Source organism: Kitasatospora sp. NPDC024654 (assembly GCF_055559155.1).
The window spans coordinates 98,181-115,044 of sequence record NZ_JBVHLF010000018.1 but is presented as its reverse complement, the minus strand read 5'-3'; the positions used below and the strand labels follow the sequence as shown (position 1 = coordinate 115,044).

Annotated in this window: 15 protein-coding genes and 1 riboswitch; of the genes, 9 read left to right on the top strand and 6 right to left on the bottom strand. The window is 72.0% G+C overall.

Annotated elements, in window-relative coordinates; genetic code table 11:
• Nucleotides 1–93 precede the first annotated feature (93 nt).
• Nucleotides 94–1,299, bottom strand: a complete 1,206-nt coding sequence (locus ACZ38L_RS14060) for a PRC and DUF2382 domain-containing protein (protein WP_465692541.1) — start codon at nucleotides 1,297–1,299, stop codon at nucleotides 94–96.
• 167 nt (nucleotides 1,300–1,466) lie between these two features.
• Nucleotides 1,467–1,572, top strand: a riboswitch (glycine riboswitch).
• Between the two features lie 231 nt (nucleotides 1,573–1,803).
• Here ACZ38L_RS14060 and gcvP point away from each other — a divergent pair.
• A complete protein-coding gene (gene gcvP / locus ACZ38L_RS14055; protein ID WP_465692539.1) occupies nucleotides 1,804–4,704 on the top strand; it encodes an aminomethyl-transferring glycine dehydrogenase in 2,901 nt (966 codons plus the stop codon).
• A 110-nt stretch (nucleotides 4,705–4,814) separates the two neighbouring features.
• Here gcvP and ACZ38L_RS14050 read toward each other — a convergent pair whose 3' ends face one another.
• Nucleotides 4,815–5,003, bottom strand: coding sequence for a DUF5999 family protein (locus tag ACZ38L_RS14050; protein ID WP_396568372.1), 189 nt, complete (start codon nucleotides 5,001–5,003; stop codon nucleotides 4,815–4,817).
• Between the two features lie 327 nt (nucleotides 5,004–5,330).
• The gene (locus ACZ38L_RS14045) at nucleotides 5,331–5,921 is read right to left on the bottom strand and encodes a hypothetical protein (RefSeq protein WP_465692536.1); all 591 of its coding nucleotides are present in this window, start codon (nucleotides 5,919–5,921) and stop codon (nucleotides 5,331–5,333) included.
• Nucleotides 5,922–6,265: 344 nt separating this feature from the next.
• Between ACZ38L_RS14045 and ACZ38L_RS14040 the strand changes: the two genes are divergently transcribed.
• Both ACZ38L_RS14040 and ACZ38L_RS14035 read left to right on the top strand, forming a co-directional pair.
• Nucleotides 6,266–7,768: a glutamate-cysteine ligase family protein gene (locus ACZ38L_RS14040; RefSeq protein WP_465692534.1), complete on the top strand. Its 1,503-nt coding sequence runs from the start codon at nucleotides 6,266–6,268 to the stop codon at nucleotides 7,766–7,768.
• Between the two features lie 68 nt (nucleotides 7,769–7,836).
• Entirely contained in the window at nucleotides 7,837–8,637 is an 801-nt protein-coding gene (locus ACZ38L_RS14035; RefSeq protein ID WP_465692562.1) for a CPBP family intramembrane glutamic endopeptidase, read from the top strand.
• Nucleotides 8,638–8,692: 55 nt separating this feature from the next.
• On the opposite strand, the gene ACZ38L_RS14030 is transcribed toward ACZ38L_RS14035, so the two are convergent.
• The gene (locus ACZ38L_RS14030) at nucleotides 8,693–9,517 is read right to left on the bottom strand and encodes a PhzF family phenazine biosynthesis protein (protein WP_465692532.1); all 825 of its coding nucleotides are present in this window, start codon (nucleotides 9,515–9,517) and stop codon (nucleotides 8,693–8,695) included.
• 122 nt (nucleotides 9,518–9,639) lie between these two features.
• Entirely contained in the window at nucleotides 9,640–9,831 is a 192-nt protein-coding gene (locus ACZ38L_RS14025) for a YegP family protein (protein ID WP_465692531.1), read from the bottom strand.
• A gap of 148 nt (nucleotides 9,832–9,979) precedes the next feature.
• On the opposite strand from ACZ38L_RS14025, the gene ACZ38L_RS14020 reads away from it, so the two are divergent.
• Both ACZ38L_RS14020 and ACZ38L_RS14015 read left to right on the top strand, forming a co-directional pair.
• On the top strand, nucleotides 9,980–10,285 hold the full coding sequence (locus ACZ38L_RS14020; protein WP_465692529.1) for a MazG-like family protein: 306 nt from the start codon (nucleotides 9,980–9,982) through the stop codon (nucleotides 10,283–10,285).
• Between the two features lie 82 nt (nucleotides 10,286–10,367).
• Nucleotides 10,368–10,571 carry a hypothetical protein gene (locus tag ACZ38L_RS14015; protein WP_465692527.1) on the top strand — a complete coding sequence of 68 codons (204 nt, stop codon included), beginning with the start codon at nucleotides 10,368–10,370 and terminating at the stop codon, nucleotides 10,569–10,571.
• A 117-nt stretch (nucleotides 10,572–10,688) separates the two neighbouring features.
• On the opposite strand, the gene ACZ38L_RS14010 is transcribed toward ACZ38L_RS14015, so the two are convergent.
• Nucleotides 10,689–10,949, bottom strand: a complete 261-nt coding sequence (locus ACZ38L_RS14010) for a hypothetical protein (RefSeq protein ID WP_465692525.1) — start codon at nucleotides 10,947–10,949, stop codon at nucleotides 10,689–10,691.
• Between the two features lie 494 nt (nucleotides 10,950–11,443).
• Here ACZ38L_RS14010 and ACZ38L_RS14005 point away from each other — a divergent pair, with 494 nt between their 5' ends.
• From ACZ38L_RS14005 to ACZ38L_RS13990, 4 genes are all read left to right on the top strand, one after another.
• A complete protein-coding gene (locus ACZ38L_RS14005) occupies nucleotides 11,444–13,129 on the top strand; it encodes a hypothetical protein (protein ID WP_465692523.1) in 1,686 nt (561 codons plus the stop codon).
• 470 nt (nucleotides 13,130–13,599) lie between these two features.
• The gene (locus ACZ38L_RS14000) at nucleotides 13,600–14,985 is read left to right on the top strand and encodes a uracil-xanthine permease family protein (protein WP_465692521.1); all 1,386 of its coding nucleotides are present in this window, start codon (nucleotides 13,600–13,602) and stop codon (nucleotides 14,983–14,985) included.
• Between the two features lie 317 nt (nucleotides 14,986–15,302).
• Nucleotides 15,303–15,521, top strand: a complete 219-nt coding sequence (locus ACZ38L_RS13995; protein ID WP_465692519.1) for a hypothetical protein — start codon at nucleotides 15,303–15,305, stop codon at nucleotides 15,519–15,521.
• The gene (locus ACZ38L_RS13990; protein ID WP_465692517.1) at nucleotides 15,485–16,495 is read left to right on the top strand and encodes an FAD-dependent monooxygenase; all 1,011 of its coding nucleotides are present in this window, start codon (nucleotides 15,485–15,487) and stop codon (nucleotides 16,493–16,495) included. Before ACZ38L_RS13995 ends, ACZ38L_RS13990 begins: the two co-directional genes overlap by 37 nt.
• The last annotated feature ends 369 nt before the right edge of the window (nucleotides 16,496–16,864 follow it).

Here is a 16,864-nt window from a genome sequence, read left to right as displayed (position 1 = left end):
ACCCCCCCCCCCCCCCCACCCTCCCTCCCCCCCCCCCCCACCACCCCCCCCCCCCCCCCCCCCCCCCCCCCCCCCCCCCCCGGGGCGGTCTCGTCAGCGGCGCTCCGGGGCGCTGCGGGGCGGCCCGGACGGAACGTGCTGCGCGGTGGGGGCCGCCGGGGTGGTGGTGCTGTCGTGGATCTCCACCTGCTCGCGGCGCAGCTCGTCACGGATGACCTTCTCCTCGGTGTACCGCTCGACGATCAGCCGCACCCGCTCCAGCGGTGCGAGGTACTTGCGGATGGTCGGGCGCTCCTCGTGCAGCTCGACCTCCTCGACCGCCTCGGCGACCTCCTGGGCGGAGAGTGCGGACCGCTCCGTCTCGCCGACCGGGATCCGCTCCACCCGGACCCGCTCCTTGACCACCTGGATCCGCCGCTCGACCGGCTCGGTCACCACGTACTTGCGCATCCGGGCGGTGCCCAGCAGGTGCCACTCGTTGGTGACCTCCAGGCGCTCCTCGCGCAGGGTCAGCTCGACCGGGCCGGGTGGCGGAGCGACGGTGCTCCGGGGCGGGATGGGGCGGGTGGTGGCGGCGTGCACCGGGTCGGGGGTGCCGGGGCGGGGCGGGGAGACCGGCTTGTCGAGGCCGACCGGCTTGTCCAGGCCGACGGTGCCCGCGGTGGCCGCGGCGGCGGAGGTCGGGGCGGTGGGGCTGCTGGCCGCGGGGGCCGTCGTGCCGTGCTGCGGGGTGGCGGCCGTGCGGCGTGCGGCGAGCGGGCGGGGGGCAGCGGCCGGGGTGGCGACGCCGAAGTCCAGGTCCGCCGGGGCTGCCGGGGTGCCCGCGGTGCCCGGCGTCGGGGCGGTGGTCGTGGCGGCCGGTGTCGGGGCGGCGCCTGCCGTGGCCGGCGTCGGGGCCGTGGCCGCTGTCGGGGCGGTGGTCGTCGCGGTCGGTGTCGGGGTGGCGGTCGCTGTCGGGGTGGCGGCCGCGGTGGCCGGCGCGGCGCTCGGCGAGTCCAGGCCGTAGTAGCGGTAGAGCTGCAGCTCCTGGGCGGGGGAGAGATGCTGGCCGACCCCGAAGTCCGGAGAGTCCCTGATCAACGACTTGTCGTAGGGGACGCGCAGCTCCTCGCCGGAGAACTCGCTGGTGGTCAGCGGGACGAAGGCGTCCCGGCCGAAGATCCCGGTGCGAACCGCGGCCCACTCGGGCTCGCCGGTCGCGTCGTCGAGGTAGACCTCGTCCACCGTGCCGATCTTGTCGCCGTTGCGATCGACGGCCTTGTGCCCGATCAGGTCTCGGGGGTCGATGTCGGTCTGCACGCTTTCCTCCAGTCGCTCCTGCTTTCGATTCACACCAAAAGCCACGAAGGGGACGGCAGCGAGCGGAGCGCCGCCGTCCGTGCGGGGGCTGGGCTGTTCGGGGAAGTGCGGTCGCTCACCTGACCGACCATTGCGGGCGTCTCCGCTGGTACCCTGGGCGCGACCGCCGAACCCGCTCGGGAGAGTCCTCGACCTTCGAAAGAAGGAGGTCCGAGGCGCCGAAGGAGCAAACCCTCCCCGGAATCTCTCAGGCATCCGTACCGTGTGGGATAGGTCACTCTGGAAAGCAGGGCAGGACCGCCGGCGCGGGAGCCGGTGGCGTCCACCCTCACCGACGGTGCAAGCCGGCGGGGCGTCAGCCCCGCGCGGGCGAAGCTCTCAGGTCCCGATGACAGAGGGGGAGGCCTGTCGGGCTCGCCCGTCCAGGCCGATCCGCTGTCCACAGCGGCGGGGCCGGCCGGCGTGCGGGCCCCCGCCGGTCCGTGACCAGGAGGCCTCGACCCCATGACTGCCCAGCCGACCGCCGGCCGTCCCCGCGGCTCCGCGACCCTCACCGAGCTCGAGGGCGCCAGCCCCTTCGCATCCCGCCACATCGGCCCCGACACCGCCGCCCAGGAGAAGATGCTGGCGCAGGTCGGTTTCGGTTCGCTCGACGAGCTGTCCGCCACCGCCGTCCCGGAGGCGATCCGCAGCATCACCGGCCTGGCCCTGCCGGCCGGTCGCACCGAGGCCGAGGTGCTGGCCGAGCTGCGCGAGCTGGCCGGCCGGAACCAGGTGCTCACCCCGATGATCGGGCTGGGGTACTACGGCACCTTCACGCCGCCGGTGATCCTCCGCAACGTCATGGAGAACCCGGCCTGGTACACCGCCTACACGCCGTACCAGCCGGAGATCTCGCAGGGCCGCCTGGAGGCGCTGCTCAACTTCCAGACCGTGGTCGCCGACCTCACCGGGCTGCCCACCTCCGGCTCCTCGCTGCTGGACGAGGGCACCGCCGCCGCCGAGGCGATGGCACTGGCCCGCCGGGTCACCAAGGTCAAGGGCGGCGTCTTCCTAGTCGACGCCGACACCCTGCCGCAGACCATCGCGGTGATCAACACCCGGGCGGTGCCGACCGGCGTCGAGGTGGTCGTCGCCGACCTCTCCGCGGGGATCCCGGCCGAGGTGGCCGAGCGCGGCGTCTTCGGCGTGCTGCTGCAGTACCCCGGCGCGTCCGGCGCGGTCCGCGACCTCGCCCCGGTGATCGAGCAGGCACACGAGCTCGGCGCGATCGTCGCGGTCGCCGCCGACCTGCTGGCGCTCACGCTGCTCAAGTCGCCCGGCGCGCTCGGCGCCGACATCGCCTGCGGCACCTCGCAGCGCTTCGGCGTGCCGATGGGCTTCGGCGGCCCGCACGCCGGCTACCTGGCCGTCCGTGCCGAGTACGCCCGCAGCCTGCCCGGCCGCCTGGTCGGTGTCTCGGTGGACGCCGACGGCAACCGCGCCTACCGGCTGGCGCTGCAGACCCGCGAGCAGCACATCCGTCGCGAGAAGGCCACCAGTAACATCTGCACCGCGCAGGTGCTGCTCGCGGTGATGGCCTCGATGTACGCCGTCTACCACGGTCCCGACGGCCTGGCCGACATCGCTCGCCGGACCCACCGCTACGCCGCCGCGCTGGCCGCCGGGCTTCGCGCGGGCGGGTTCGAGCTGCTGCACGGCGAGTTCTTCGACACCGTCAGCGCGCGGGTGCCGGGCCGGGCCGACCAGGTGGTCGCCGCCGCCCGCGAGGCCGGTATCAACCTGTACCGGGCCGACGCCGACACCGTCTCGATCTCCTGTGACGAGACCACCACCCGCGAGCACCTGGCCGCGGTCTGGGCCGCGTTCGGCGTGCCGGGCGGCGAGGTCGACGAGGCCGCCGACGTGCTGCCCGCCGGGCTGCTGCGCGAGGACGAGTACCTGACCCACCCGGTCTTCCACAGCCACCGCTCCGAGACCGCCATGCTGCGCTACCTGCGCCGCCTGGCGGACCGTGACTACGCGCTGGACCGCGGCATGATCCCGCTGGGCTCGTGCACCATGAAGCTCAACGCCACCACCGAGATGGAGGCGGTCACCTGGCCGGAGTTCGGCCAGCTGCACCCCTTCGCCCCGATTGACCAGGCGCAGGGCTACCTGACCCTGATCCGTCAGCTGGAGCAGCAGCTGGTCGAGGTCACCGGCTACGACGCGGTGTCGATCCAGCCGAACGCCGGCTCCCAGGGCGAGCTGGCCGGTCTGCTGGCGGTGCGCGCCTACCACCACGCCAACGGCGACACCCAGCGCGACGTCTGCCTGATCCCGTCCTCCGCGCACGGCACCAACGCGGCCTCCGCGGTGATGGCGGGGATGCGGGTGGTCGTGGTGAAGACGCTGGTCGACGGTGACGTCGACGTCGACGACCTCAAGGCGAAGATCGAGCAGCACCGCGACCAGCTCGCCGTGCTGATGGTCACCTACCCGTCCACCCACGGCGTGTACGAGACCCAGATCACCGACATCTGCGCCGCGGTGCACGAGGCCGGCGGCCAGGTCTACGTGGACGGCGCCAACCTGAACGCCCTGGTCGGCCTCGCCAAGCCGGGCAAGTTCGGCGCCGACGTCTCGCACCTGAACCTGCACAAGACCTTCTGCATCCCGCACGGCGGCGGTGGCCCGGGCGTCGGCCCGGTCGCGGTCCGCGCGCACCTGGCGCCGTACCTGCCGAACCACCCGCTGCAGAGCGAGGCCGGCCCGGCCACCGGCGTCGGCCCGATCTCGGCCGCGCCGTGGGGCTCGGCGGCGATCCTGCCGATCTCCTGGGCGTACGTCCGGCTGATGGGTGGCGAGGGCCTCAAGCAGGCGACCCAGGTCGCGGTGCTGAACGCCAACTACATCGCCAAGCGGCTGGCCCCGCACTTCCCGGTGCTCTACACCGGCCCGGGCGGCCTGGTCGCGCACGAGTGCATCATCGACCTGCGCCCGCTCACCAAGGAGACCGGGGTCAGCGTCGACGACATCGCCAAGCGCCTGATCGACTACGGCTTCCACGCGCCGACCATGTCGTTCCCGGTGGCCGGCACGCTGATGATCGAGCCCACCGAGTCCGAGGACCTGTACGAGATCGACCGGTTCTGCGAGGCCATGATCGAGATCCGTGCGGAGATCGACAAGGTCGGCGCGGGCGAGTGGGCGGCGGACGACAACCCGCTGCGCAACGCGCCGCACACGGCGGCGACGCTGGCCGGCGACTGGGCGCACGGCTACTCGCGGCAGGAGGCGGTCTTCCCGGCCGGGGTGAACCCGGCGGACAAGTACTGGCCGCCGGTGAGCCGGATCGACGGCGCGTACGGCGACCGTCACCTGGTCTGCTCCTGCCCGCCGCTGGACGAGTACGGCGTCTGAGCTGTGTGAACGAGCCCGTGGGCCCCGGAGGAACGCTCCTCCGGGGCCCACGCGCGGTGTGCTGCTCGGGTCTTCTGGTGGGACGGGTTCTGGTCGGACGGGTCTTCTGGTCAGGCGGCGACCAGCGAGCGGCGGGGGGCGATCACCCGGCCGTCCGGCAGCAGCTCGCCGGTGTCCTCGAAGAGCAGGACCCCGTTGCAGAGCAGGCTCCAGCCCTGCTCGGGGTGACAGGCGACCGCTACGGCCGCCTCCCGATCGGCCGAGTCGGCCGACGGGCACTCAGGACGGTGCTGGCACATCTTCGTACCTCGCTTCGCTCACGATCACGCCCCCGTTGCGGGCCGGCAGCCCGGTCGGCCGCGGCGCCGTAGACGGTGGTCGGATCCTGTCCCGCCGGCCCAGGTGTGAACCGGCGCTTCTGTGGGTAGGACAGGGGGTCCTTCCACGCTGGTTCCCAGTGTCGGCGTCTTGCGACCGTCCCGCAGCAGTTTGCCGACGCGCGCCACAACTCCGGGGCAGAGATCACCCATTCAGATGGCACGCGGCGATTTCGGTGTGCTGAACGGGTCACCCGGCCTGACTCGGCCGGGTGGGAGCGAGGTAGCCCGAGTGGGTGAGCGGGGGTGTCAGAGCGCGGGCACCGCGGCCAGCGGGGCGGGCGCGACGGTACGCGGGCGGGCCAGCAGCGCGAGCAGCTCGGCGGCTGGATAGGCACGGTGCCCGGTGACCCCGAGCGGGGCCGGCGCGAGCGGGATCAGCAGGTCGCCGTCCGGACCGGCGTCGGTGTTGTGCAGCCAGAGCGCGGTGGCGTAGAGGTCCGGTATCGACAGCAGCCGTGGCTGGTGCCGACCGCGCAGCGGATGGGCCAGCTGCCAGGCCTGCGCCAGTGCCTGGAGCGTGGAGTCCAGGTAGGGTCCCGCCGCGAAGTGCGAGAAGGTGTGTCCCTCCGCCGCCTTGGCCACCTCGGCCGCCGCCACCACCTCGCCGCCGTGCTTGATCAGGAATCGCCAGCCGGTCCGCGGAGCCAGGGTCAGCGTGCGGGAGGCACCGGCCCCGGAGGGCAGCTGGTGCACCGCCAGCGGATGGGCCGGCAACAGCGGGCCGGTGGGATGGCGGAGGGCGGCGGCCCCGGGCTGCCGCAGAGCGGTTTCCGAGGTCAGTGCTGCCAGGACGGCGCGCAGCGCGCTGGGTGGGGGCTGGGGGGTCTGCAAGGTCATGGCGGGTCGCCTCTCCGTGCGAGATCGGCGTGCGAAGGCGGCATACCGGCGTGGCGTGATGGCCGGGTCCGGTTGGGCTTGATCGCGTGGCTGGGCGCGGGAGCGGACCTCGCGGCAGGCAGGGGTCTGCGCCGGTTCGTGGCCGGAGCGGAATGCAGCGCGAAGTCTACTCGAACAGGTGCGCAGGGTGACCTGTTTATCACCTTCTGTTTCGCCCGGCAAGTCGGCGGAGAGCTGACGCAGTGTCAGACTTCTTGTGTCGCAAGGTGTTCGAGGCCATCGGGTATCGATCTTCCGACTGGGCATGATGCAGGCACGGTCGACCTGCCGGAGGAGGGGAATCGATGGGGGAGAAGGTCATCGCCACCCGTGCTGACCTGTCGGACCGACAGCAGTACCGGCGCAAGCTGCAGTCCTGTCTGGAGGCCCTGGACCGAATGCTCAGGGAGGGCCGCTTCGACCGGCCGCGGGCCGTGATGGGGCTGGAGATCGAGCTGAACCTGGCCGACGAGCAGGGCCTGCCGGTGCTCGGCAACGAGCAGGTGCTCTCGGCGATCGGCTCCAGCGACTTCCAGACCGAGCTGGGACAGTTCAACATCGAGGTCAACATCGCCCCGCACCGGCTGACCGGGCACGTCTTCGAGGAGCTGCGCGAGGAGATCGACACCGGCCTGCGCTACGCGGACCGGCAGGCCGCGGAGGCGGGGGCCCGGATCGTCATGGTCGGCGTGCTGCCCACCCTGGCACTGGAGCACACCGGGCTTGACGCGATGTCGCACAACAACCGGTACAGCCTGCTCAGCGACCAGATCATGGCCGCCCGGGGCGAGGACATCGCGCTGGACATCGAGGGCGTCGAGCACCTGGTGCTGGAGTCGGTCACGATGGTGGCCGAGGCCGCCGCCACCTCGCTGCAGCTGCACCTGCAGGTCACCCCGGACCGCTTCGCGTCGGTCTGGAACGCCGCCCAGGCGATCTCCGCGGTACAGGTGGCGCTCGGTGCCAACTCCCCGTTCCTGTTCGGTCGGGAACTGTGGCGGGAGACCCGGCCGGTGCTCTTCCAGCAGGCCTGCGACACCCGCTCGGCCGAGCTGAAGGCCCAGGGGGTGCGGCCGATCACCTGGTTCGGCGAGCGCTGGGTGGACTCCGCGCTCGACCTGTTCACCGAGAACCTGCGCTACTTCCCGGCGCTGCTGCCGATCTGCGACGACGAGGACCCGGTCAAGGTGCTGGCGTCCGGCGGGGTGCCCGCGCTGCGCGAGATGCGGCTGCACAACGGCACCATCTACCGGTGGAACCGCCCGGTGTACGACGTGGCGGACGGCGTGCCGCACCTGCGGGTGGAGAACCGCTGCCTGCCCGCGGGCCCGACGGTCGCCGACACGCTGGCCAACGCGGCCTTCTACTACGGGCTGGTCCGGGTGCTCGCCGAGCAGCCGCGGCCGATCTGGAGCCGGCTGCCGTTCGCCCGCGCCGACCAGAACTTCCACACCGCGGCCCGGCACGGCATCGAGGCCCTGCTGCACTGGCCGCGCCAGGGCCGCGGCGCGCGTGGCGGGCCGGCCGAGCTGCCGGTGACCGACCTGGTGCTCGGGGAGCTGCTCCCGCTGGCCCACCAGGGGCTGGACGCCTGGGGCGTGCAGCCCGCCGACCGGGACCACTACCTCGGCATCATCGAGCAGCGCTGCCTGCGCCGCACCAACGGCGCGGCCTGGCAGGCCGCCACCGTGCACCGGCTGCGCGAACGCTACGGCATGGACCGCACCACCGCGCTGGCCACCATGACCCGCCGGTACATGGAGTACATGCGCGGCGGCGAACCGGTGCACAGCTGGCCGGTGGGTTGAGGTGTCGCTGGGCTGACGCGCCGCTCCCCGGGCCTCCTCATCCCGGTATGACAGGATGAGCGGCCATGATGATCGCACCAGCCGAGCCGCCCGTGGACGCCCTGCCGCAGGGCTCACCGGCCCGCCGGTTGTTCGGGGCCGAGCTGCTCATCGTGCTGGGCCTGTCGCTGGGGGCCAGCGGTGTCGGCGCGGTGATCAGCTTCGTCGACTCGCTCACCCGGCCGGTCGCGCTCGGCCAGCAGATAGCGCCGCTCAACTCCTCGGCCGCGCCCGGCCGCCCGTGGCTCGACCTGGCCTACCAGCTGTACTACATCGGGCGTGGCCTGATGCCGGTGCTGCTCGTCGGCTACCTGCTGGTACGCGAGGGGACCTCGCTGCGGGTGCTCGGCTTCGACCTGCGCCGCAAGCTCGGCGACCTCGGGCGCGGGGCCGCCGTGGCGGCGGTGATCGGCGGCTCCGGGCTCCTGCTCTACCTGGGCTCACGGACAGCCGGGGTCAACCTCACCGTGGTGCCCTCCGGGCTGCCGGACGTCTGGTGGCGCATCCCGGTGTTGATCGGCTCGGCCTGGCAGAACGCGATCCTCGAAGAGGTGATCGTGCTCGGCTACCTGCTGCGCCGGCTGGAGCAGCGCGGCTGGGGGTGGCCGGCCGCGCTGGTCGCCAGCTCGGTGCTGCGCGGCTCGTACCACCTCTACCAGGGGGTCGGCGGGCTGGTCGGGAACATGGTGATGGGGGCGGTCTTCTGCCTGCTGTACCGGCGGTGGGGGCGGGTGATGCCGCTGGTGGTGGCGCACGCGCTGATCGACACGGTGGCGTTCGTCGGCTACGCGCTGCTGGCCGGGCACGTCAGCTGGCTGCCGACGGGGTGAGCCGGCGTGCGTCCGGTGCCCGCCCGGGGTGCGTCCGGTGCGTGTCCGGCACGCGTCAGGGCGTGCTGAGCAGGGTCCCCTCGACCACGGTCACCGCGCGACCCGAGAGCAGCACCCTGCCCGCGTCGGTGAGCGTGCAGCGGACCAGGCCGCCGCGCGGTGAGGCCTGGTACCCGGTCAGTGTCTCCCGGCCGATCCGCTCGGCCCAGAACGGCGCCAGCGCGGTGTGCGCGCTGCCGGTCACCGGGTCCTCCGGCACCCCGGCGGCGGGCGCGAAGTAGCGCGAGACGAAGTCGTAGCCGTCCGCCGGGTCCGCGGCCGGCGCGGTGACGGCGACGCCGCGGGCATCCTGCCGGGTGATGGCCGCCAGGTCGGGGGAGAGCCCGCGCACCGTGTGCTCACTGCGCAGTTCGGCCAGCAGGATGTTCAGCGGTCCGGTCCGTCGGCACTGGACGATCCGGGCGCCGAGCGCCTCGGCCAGGTCCGCCGGGACCTCGGCGGGCTGGAGCCGGGCGGCCGGGAAGTCCAGGCTGACCGTCCCGTCGGGCCGTGGGGTCGCGGTGAGCACACCGCTGAGCGTGCTGAACCGGACCGGGCCGGCGCCGGCCAGCCCGCGGCCGCACAGGAGGTGGGTGGTGGCCAGCGTGGCGTGGCCGCAGAGCGCTATCTCGGTCATCGGAGTGAACCAGCGCAGCGCCCACTCGGCCGGTTCCCCGGCGGGCAGCGGCCGGACGAAGGCGGTCTCGGAGAGGTTCATCTCGCGTGCCACCTGACGCATCCACTGCTCGTCGGGCCAGTCCTCGCCCTCCAGCAGGCAGACGGCAGCCGGGTTGCCGGAGAACGGTCGGCTGGTGAAGGCGTCGATGATCGAGATCAGCATTACCCGAGCTTAGAGCCAGCCCTGGGGGGAAGCACCAGGGCCACCTGGCATCCGGTGGACCGGACCCGGCGGCGGGGAGCGGTCCGGACCGTACCGGCCCAGCCCCCGCCGCCGGCCGCGCGCTAGGCCGAGGTGGAACTCGCCTCGCGGACCTCCGCGTAGGGTGCGAGCTTCCGCAGCGACTCGATGGTCTTCAGCAGCGACTCCTTGCTCTCGTGCGCGTCACCGACCACGATGACCGCGCCGTTGCTCGCCTTGAGCCGGAACCGGTGCATGCCGCTCTCGTCGGTGTAGAGCTCGAACTTCCCTGCCATGGGGTTTCACCTCTCGGATCGGGTCACCCCCCTCATCGACGCACCGTAGGCGGAACTCCCTTGCGCCGCATGCCGGACGGCGCGTTCGGGTGCCCGTCCTCCCCGCGCGAGCGGGGGTCAGCCGCTGACCGAGGAGGCCGGGGAGGCGATGCAGGCGTACATCGGCCTGCGGGGCCAGAACCCGCGCGAGGGCCAGACGCACACCGAGACTGATGTCGCGGATGAGTTGTGCGACGTGATCGTCACCGCCATGGTCGTCCTGCACCAGTTCACCGACGATCCGCAGCAGCACTTTGCCGCGAAGTTCCAGCGAATCCGCGACCGGTCCCTCGCACACACCACGGTCGGCGTCGGTACCGAACCCCATGCCGCACCGCCATGGCCCGCCCGCACCACTCAGCCCGCCGTCCGGCCCGGTCCGGCATGGGCAGCCAGCGACGAACCTGACGCATGAACACCTGGGAAGCCGCCGCACGGCAGGCGCCCAGCAGGCCGATCACCGGTACCGTGAACTCACGCATCGGAGAGGACCACCAGTGACCGACGCCGAAGCCCTCATTGCTGCCATCCGTGAACTCCGCCACCGCCCCACCGGACTCCCTGCCTCCTGCAACCCGCTCATCGCCGACGTCCTCGTCCGCTGGGCCAGGGTCGCCACCCTCGACCCCACATTTCTCAACCGGGTCGGCGGATCTGAGGCCGTCGCCCTCGCCCGGGCCATCGTCGAGGAGCAGCCGTAGCCGGCCCGATACCGGACCGCACAGCAGAGCCCCGCCAGCCGTAGCCGGCGGGGCATCGTTGGTTGGCTGATCAGCTCCAGCCGGAGCCGCGGGTGTGGTCGCCCCAGTTCGCGTCCATCACGGTTTCTTCTCCGCCCGCTGTTGCGGGATCCGGTTCGAGCTGCCGTCCTGCCGCTCGTGGCTCCACAAAATCGCCAGACGCATCAGACGGGCAGCGGTGCGCTGGTCGTCGGGGAGCAGCATGTAGTCGATAAGCCGGTCCGTGGTCGGGCTGCTGCCGGTGTCGCACCAGCGACACAGTTCAAGACCAGGACGGTCGGGGGTTGGCAGGGTGTAGGTGAGAAGTAGGTCCTCGCCGCAGCGGCTGCAGTCGCTCATCCGCCCTCCAGAGTGGAAGGCCAGCCTCCGCCTGGACGGAACCCCAGGTCAACCACCACGAGTCGTCGTGACCACATCGAAACCCGGCGCCATCCCCGGCCCCGCCCTCCGAAGTGGGACAGGGCCTGCCTGCCCAGGAAGCCGGTGTCCTCCCCGCGCGAGCGGGGGTCAGCCGAACGGCAGGCGGTCGCGCAGTGCGGCGCGCTTGTACTCCCCGCGTGAGTGGGGCAGCCGCCAACCCCGCAGCTCGCTTCAACACTCCGGCACGTCCTTCCCGCGCGAGCTGGACTCAGTTGCCGGTGGGCTGTGCGGGTCGTCAGCTGATTGCAAGGGTGTGATGGGGGGCGGGTGTCGTCCTTGGGGAGGACTGCGGTGACCAGCGGCTCTGTCGCGGGATCGGTCGGTGGGGCAGGTTACGCTGCCGGTGCAGTGGGGGCGCCGGACGGGGGAGGACCGATGGCTGCTGTTCTGGATGCGCATGTGCGGGGGGAGGCGTGATCGATCCCGATGCCATACCGCAGTTCACGGGGGATCTCGCCCAGTTGGAGTCCGATGTCACGAGTCTGAAGTCGGACGCGTCGGCGATCGGCACGACCGGTGCGAGTATCCACTCGACGTTCCAGGGGCTCGCGGCGTTCTACGAAGCGCCGGAGGCGGAGCAGCTGTTCGCGACGACCAAGCCGGTGGCCGACACGGCGAAGGTGTTCGAGAGCGATCTGGAGAAGGTCGCCGCGGCGCTGTCGGAGTACGCGTCCGAGGTCCGACCCATAGCGCAGAGGTTGAAGGACCTCAAGGAGCAGGCCAGCACGTTCGTGGCCGGGGTCAAGGACGACCACGACTGGCAGTACGACTCGTCCAAGGTGGACCAGGACAACAAGCTGCGTTCGGCGGTGGACGCGGCGGTGGCGTCGTTCTGGGGCGCCGAGCGCCACTGTGCCAACAAGATCGAAGCGGTCTTCAACGGCACGACGTTCATCGCCAACGACGGCTCCAACAAGTCGAACATGTACGGCTACAGCGCGCAGCAGCTCGACGGTGCCTCGGGGCTGCCGTGGGGTGACGCGGTGGAGCAGAAGCACCACTGGTACGACGCCTGGTACTGGGGCAAGTCCTTCGTCAGTGGTGTGGTCATCGACGGGGTCTGGGGCACCCTCAAGGGTCTGGGTGGTCTGGTGGGGCTGGAGGGGTGGAACACCTTCGTCAACTCCTGGAAAGGCCTTGGCGAGTTGGGTATCGGCCTGGCCAGCTACGGGTTCCCGAACTTCGCGCTGATGCCGATCGGCATGGCGATCCCCGACTCCGTACTGCCGAAATGGGTGCAGGAGAGCCGCAAGGCGACGCGTGAGGCGGGCAAGAGCATGCTCGCCTGGGACGAGTGGGGCAAGAACCCGGCCCGGGCGGCCGGCGGTGTGGTGTTCAACGTCCTGACGTTGGCGGCCGGAGGGGAGGGCGCCGGTCTCAACGCCGCCGGCGACGCGGGCAAGGCGAGTGTGGCCGCGCGGGCCATCGGCATGGCGGGCAAGGTCGGCGAGGTCATCGATCCGATGACCTACATCGCCAAGGGTGTGGGGGCCGGACTCAAGGGCGTCGCTTCGATTCCCAAGGTGGCGACGGCCCTTGACGCCCTTGGTAACCTCAAGATCAAGGTCCTCGACATCAAGGGCCTCGCGGACATCAACCTGCTGCGTTCGCATGGCACCGAACTACCGGACCAGAGCGTCAAGTTGCCCAACGGCTGGATCCTCGACCGGGACGGTGATCTGCACCTGCCGGACGGTACGGTCAACAAGCCCCCGGTGGAGGTGCCCGCTCATCTCCGTGAGGGGCTGCACGTGGACGTCCCGGCCCCGCGGGACCTGGTCGGTGCCCATGCCGGTGGTGGCGGCCACGAGTTGGCGCCTTCGCCTGGCGGGCACGAGCCGCCGGTGGCGGTGGGCAGGACGGGTCACCAGGTCGAGAACTCGGTCGGCGGTGGCCACGGCACGAACACCGCCCCGCACGCCCCGACCCACACCGGCGGTGACGCCTCGTCGGCCGGCGGCCGGCACGACGGTTCCGGGACGACGACGGGTCATGGCTCCCACGGCTTCCACTCCGCCGACGCCGTCATCGCCCTGGTCATACTCACCCTCGCCGGCCCCCGCCCCACCCTCCCAGGACGCCAACCCACGACAGTGTGACCCACACATCAAGCAGGAGAGCCATTTTTGGCCCCCCTTTCATGTGGGCTGAACGGGTGAGCCATCCTTCGTCCCATGGTTGGACCTGACGCGCAGGCTCAGCAGCCTGCGTTGAGCCGATCGGGTGACGGCCCGCCTCGACATCCGTCGCCCACCGGAACTGGCGGGCCGTGCCTCTCCGGGGGCAGCTCGCGCGAGATCGGGCTTGCTCGGCGCCGGCCCCGACCGGCTGGACCGCTCCGGCGGGCTGCGCACCGGTGTCCGCGCCGTTCTCTCCCAACTCGCCGAAGGGCCGGCTGTCTTGCTCCGTTCAACCCGACCTGCCCTGGTCCCGGAGTCCGTCCCCGCGTCACGACGCGGCCGGGGAGCGCCACCCGCCGGGCGGCGGAGTTTTTGCATCGGCGTGCGTCGTGTGATCGGCTGATGTTCCGATCTGCCCGCATGGGCATTGCCGACAAGGAGAGTGACCCATGGCGGGCTTCGGCTGGAAGCTGCACGGCGACGGAAGGAGCCCCGCGCCCGGTGCAGTCGTCAAGCCGAACGAACGGCTGAGCTGGGGGCGCACCATCGGGCTCGGCGCTCAGCACGTGGTCGCGATGTTCGGTGCGACCTTCGTGGCACCGGTTCTGATGGGACTCAATCCCAACCTGGCCGTCATGGTCTCCGGTGTCGCGACCATCTTCTTCCTGCTGGTCACCGGTGGGCGCATCCCCAGCTACCTCGGCAGCAGCCTCTCCTTCGTCGGCGTGGCAGCAGTGATCAAGGCCCAGGGTGGTGACGCCGCGACGCTGACGGGCGCGATGCTGGTGGTCGGGGCGGTGCTCGCGGCCTGCGGCGCGGCGGTCCGGGCGGCGGGCGCGCGGGTGATCCACGCTGTGCTGCCGCCAGTGGTGACCGGCGCCGTGGTGATGCTGATCGGCTTCAACCTGGCACCGGTGACCGCCGGGACGTACTGGCCGCAGGACCAGTGGACCGCTCTGCTCACCATGCTGTTCACCGGCCTCGCCCTGGTGGTGCTGCGCGGCTTCTGGTCGCGGATCGCGATCTTCCTCGGCCTGGTCTTCGGGTACGCGACCTCCTGGATCTTCGACCGGACCCTCGGGCGGATCCACTCCGCCAACGGGGCCGGAGTGGTGACGGACCACTGGCGGCTCGACCTCTCCGGCGTGGGCAAGGCCGAGTGGATCGGCCTGCCCGCCCTGCACGCGCCGAGCTTCTCCGCCTCCGCTGTGCTGGTGGCGCTCCCCGTCGTGGTCGCGCTGATCGCCGAGAACGCCGGGCACGTCAAGGCCGTGGGCGAGATGACGGGTGATCCGCTGGACGACCGGATGGGCGCGGCGATCATGGCGGACGGCGCCGCCACCATGATCTCCACCAGCGTCGGCGGCCCGGCCACCACCACCTACGCCGAGAACATCGGTGTGATGGCCGCGACCCGGGTCTACTCCACCGCCGCGTACTGGTGCGCCGCCGGCTTCGCGATCCTCTTCGGCCTCTGCCCGAAGTTCGGCGCGGTGGTCGCCGCGATCCCGGGCGGCGTGCTCGGCGGGATCACCGTCGTCCTGTACGGCATGATCGGCCTGCTCGGCGCCCAGATCTGGGTGCACAACCAGGTGAACCTGACCAACCCGCTGCACCTCGTCCCGGTGGCGGCCGGTGTCATCATCGGCATCGGCAACGTGTCCCTGAAGTTCACCGACAACTTCTCGCTCAGCGGCATCGCCCTGGGCACCCTGGTCGTCCTGGTCGGCTACCACGTGCTGCGCCTGATGGCCCCGGCGCACATGAAACAGCAGCAGTCCCCGCTACTGGACGCGGGAACCAGCGAGTACGACAGCGGCACCTCGGGCCGCTGACCCCGACACTGGCGCGCCTCGAGCAGGGCGGAACTCCAGGTGGCGGCCGAGGCAGGCCAGTAGCTCGACCGCCGGCGGGGCCGCGCCGGAACCCCCGGTCCGAGGGGCCGTCGCGAAACCGTGCCGGCCACAGCCCGGCCAGAACAGCCGGGACCACCAGGGCAGGACACCCGGCCCGACGGCCGTGGCCTCGTGTGGCCTGACGACCGCCGGCTCGGAGACGGTGACATACTCGGTCGCTGTCTGCTGGTGACCGCGTCCGACCGGACGCCGGGGCGGCAGCTGGGGAGGGGAGAAAGCACGTGCGTGGAGGACGGGTGGCCGTCGTGGGTGGGAGCATCGCGGGCTGCGCCGCGGCGCTCGCCGCCTCGCGGGTCGGCGCGGACGAGGTCGTCGTCTTCGAACGGGCCGCCGGCCGGCTCCAGGACCGCGGCGTCGGCCTCACCCTGCACAACGACCGGTACGCCGAGCTGGAGGCAGCCGGAACCTCGACGCCGGCATGCCCTGGCTCCAACTGGCCCGCCGACCCTGGGTGATGCGACAGGGCACCACCTGGGCCGGCCGCGAGATCGGCGTCCTGCCGTTGCCGTTCCGCTCCTACAACTGGGGCTCCCTCTGGCGGGAACTGCGAAACCGGATCCCCGGGACCGTCGACTACCGCGCCGGCGTCACCGTCTCCCGCGTGGCTCCCGAGGCCGACGGCGCGGTGGTGCACCTGGCCGACGGCACCGAGGAACGCTTCGACCTGGTCATCGGAGCGGACGGCTACCGCTCGGTGGTCCGAGCCGCGATACACCCCGACGTCGTCGCCGAGTACGGCGGATACCTGGCCTGGCGCGGTACCCTGCCCGCCGACCGGCTGCCCGACCCACCCGAGGCCTTCCTCGACGGCGACGCGGCGACGGTGGTCTGGCCCGGCGGGCACATGCTCGTCTACCGCATCCCCGGGCCGGCCGGCGGCATCCCCCACGTCAACTGCGTCTTCTACGCCGTCCCGCCCACCACCGCCGGCCCGTTCGACGACCCGGCGACAATCCACCCGAGGATCGTCACCACCGAACTGCTGGACCACCAGCGACAACTGATGGTCCGGCATCTTCCGCCGTACTGGCAGGAGGTCATGGAACGCACCAAGCCCGAGGACCGCTTCATACAGCCGATGTACGACATGGCCGTGCCCGCCTACGCGGCAGGACGACTCGTCCTGCTCGGCGACGCCGCCTCCGTCGGGCGGCCCAACACCGGCAGCGGCGCCATCAAGGCCATCCAGGACGCCGCCGCCCTGGAGCGCGCGCTGCGCACCAGCGGCGACTGGGACGAGGCGCTGCACGCCTACGGCGCCGAGCGGGCACCCGTCGGACGCGCCACCCGCGACCTCGGCCGCAGCCTTGGCCGGGCGCAGGTCCTGGAGACGCCCGACTGGGCGGCCATGGACCAGCAGGCGATCGAGCAGTGGTGGCAGGGAGCGGGCGGCGGCAACGGCTTCGGCGGCCACGCGCTGCGCCGCTGATACGCCGTTCCCCCGGGTACCGGGACGTGTGGGGCGGGCGACCCCCTCCAGGAGGTCGCCCGCCACACGCGTCGGTGCCGACGTGTCGGCCGGTGGAGCCGTCGAGCCAGGTGGTCCTGAGTGCGTCGACACCGGACGACGGGCGGGCGGCAGCGAGCCGTCCTGGGCGCCACCATCGCCCACGAGGCGATCGTCCGCCAGGCGGGCTCGCCCGGCAACTGGCAGCCCAAGGACGTCGACGCCACCCTGCACCCCTGCCGGGGCCCTGCCACGGCTGCCGGCCCGGGGAGAGGTGCCAGGGTGAGCGCGGTGCGATCCGCGGGCTCGCCACCGGCCCCGGCCGCGCGGATGCCACGGTGCGGAAGGCGC

What these genes read in the sequence shown, in the direction of transcription:
- ACZ38L_RS14050 (WP_396568372.1), bottom strand. Translation starts at nt 5,003, where the DNA reads ATGTGCCAGCACCGTCCTGAGTGCCCGTCGGCCGACTCGGCCGATCGG.
- ACZ38L_RS14040 (WP_465692534.1), top strand. Translation starts at nt 6,266, where the DNA reads ATGGGGGAGAAGGTCATCGCCACCCGTGCTGACCTGTCGGACCGACAG.
- ACZ38L_RS14025 (WP_465692531.1), bottom strand. Translation starts at nt 9,831, where the DNA reads ATGGCAGGGAAGTTCGAGCTCTACACCGACGAGAGCGGCATGCACCGG.
- ACZ38L_RS14020 (WP_465692529.1), top strand. Translation starts at nt 9,980, where the DNA reads ATGCAGGCGTACATCGGCCTGCGGGGCCAGAACCCGCGCGAGGGCCAG.
- ACZ38L_RS14035 (WP_465692562.1), top strand. Translation starts at nt 7,837, where the DNA reads ATGATCGCACCAGCCGAGCCGCCCGTGGACGCCCTGCCGCAGGGCTCA.
- ACZ38L_RS14010 (WP_465692525.1), bottom strand. Translation starts at nt 10,949, where the DNA reads ATGAGCGACTGCAGCCGCTGCGGCGAGGACCTACTTCTCACCTACACC.
- ACZ38L_RS14030 (WP_465692532.1), bottom strand. Translation starts at nt 9,517, where the DNA reads ATGCTGATCTCGATCATCGACGCCTTCACCAGCCGACCGTTCTCCGGC.
- ACZ38L_RS14000 (WP_465692521.1), top strand. Translation starts at nt 13,600, where the DNA reads ATGGCGGGCTTCGGCTGGAAGCTGCACGGCGACGGAAGGAGCCCCGCG.
- ACZ38L_RS13990 (WP_465692517.1), top strand. Translation starts at nt 15,485, where the DNA reads ATGCCCTGGCTCCAACTGGCCCGCCGACCCTGGGTGATGCGACAGGGC.
- ACZ38L_RS14045 (WP_465692536.1), bottom strand. Translation starts at nt 5,921, where the DNA reads ATGACCTTGCAGACCCCCCAGCCCCCACCCAGCGCGCTGCGCGCCGTC.
- gcvP (WP_465692539.1), top strand. Translation starts at nt 1,804, where the DNA reads ATGACTGCCCAGCCGACCGCCGGCCGTCCCCGCGGCTCCGCGACCCTC.